This is a genomic window from Vibrio sp. Hep-1b-8 (assembly GCF_006124995.1).
Classification (GTDB): Bacteria; Pseudomonadota; Gammaproteobacteria; order Enterobacterales; family Vibrionaceae; genus Vibrio.
Genome location: NZ_QEWN01000068.1, coordinates 1 through 989 on the forward strand (window position 1 = coordinate 1; position 989 = coordinate 989).

2 protein-coding genes are annotated in these 989 nt (G+C 40.0%); one reads left to right on the forward strand and one right to left on the reverse strand.

Annotation, left to right across the window (positions count from 1 at the left end; translation table 11 throughout):
- Positions 1 to 308, forward strand: a 308-nt coding sequence (locus DA100_RS08310; RefSeq protein WP_171052179.1) for a transposase, incomplete at its 5' end; no start/stop codon positions are given.
- Between the two features lie 340 nt (positions 309 to 648).
- On the opposite strand, the gene bcp is transcribed toward DA100_RS08310, so the two are convergent.
- A partial coding sequence (gene bcp, locus DA100_RS08315) for a thioredoxin-dependent thiol peroxidase (RefSeq protein ID WP_138971723.1) occupies positions 649 to 989 on the reverse strand: 341 nt, incomplete at its 5' end.

Consider the following 989-nt stretch of genomic DNA (forward strand, 5'->3'; position numbering starts at 1 on the left):
CCCATAAGCTTCATATCATCTTAGATGGTGCGGGATATCACCGCAGTGACTTAGTCAAAGATGCAGCGTTTGTCCTAAATATCGAACTACATTATCTTCCACCTTACAGTCCAAACCTCAACCCAATTGAGCGGCTTTGGAAGGTAATGAACGAGCAGTCGAGGAATAACGTTTACTTCAAAAATAAACGAGACTTCAAGGAAGCCATCGATCAATTTTTTACTGTGACTCTTCCAGAGATCGCAGGTTCACTGACGTCTCGAATCAATGATAATTTTCAGGTACTCAAGCCTGCATTTTCAAGTTGATTGGGTATAGAAGATTAAAAATGCAATATATTGTTAGCCGTTAATTTTCGACGATTATATCTAATCCTATAAATTTATTTATAGCTTTGACAATCGCCATGATTCCGTTCATCTGAGCATAATAATATTTCAAGGCCAGTTTTTCGCTAGTTAGTCATTTATTTAAGGGCATTGCAGTCTCATGCCGACCACAGTCGTTCACTGTATGAAACCGTGTTAGCAAATAACGAAGTACTTTAAGCCTCGGTTACGTTAGATAAGCTCAGCAAGGCCCTTTTTCAAATTGAAGTGTCAGATCTAGTCGGAACTAATGCACATTAGCGTCTGTCTTGCCATAAAGCTATTTTGACTTCTGGTTTAGGTAATCTAGTACCACTTCATGGTGATCTTTGGTTTTGAATTTTTGGAATACATGTTCGAGGTTACCAGCTTCATCAATTAGGAAACTGGTTCTAACAACTCCCATATTTTCACGACCCATGAACTTCTTAAGTTGCCAAACACCGTACTTTTCACAAACAGCGTGTTCTTCATCGGCTAGCAACGTGAAGTTCAGCTCTTGCTTATTGATAAAGTTGGTTAGCTTTTTTGGGGCGTCAGGGCTGACGCCAAGAACTACAACATTGTGATCATCCAGTTCAGCTTTATTGTCACGTAATCCCTGAGCCTGAACGGTGCAGC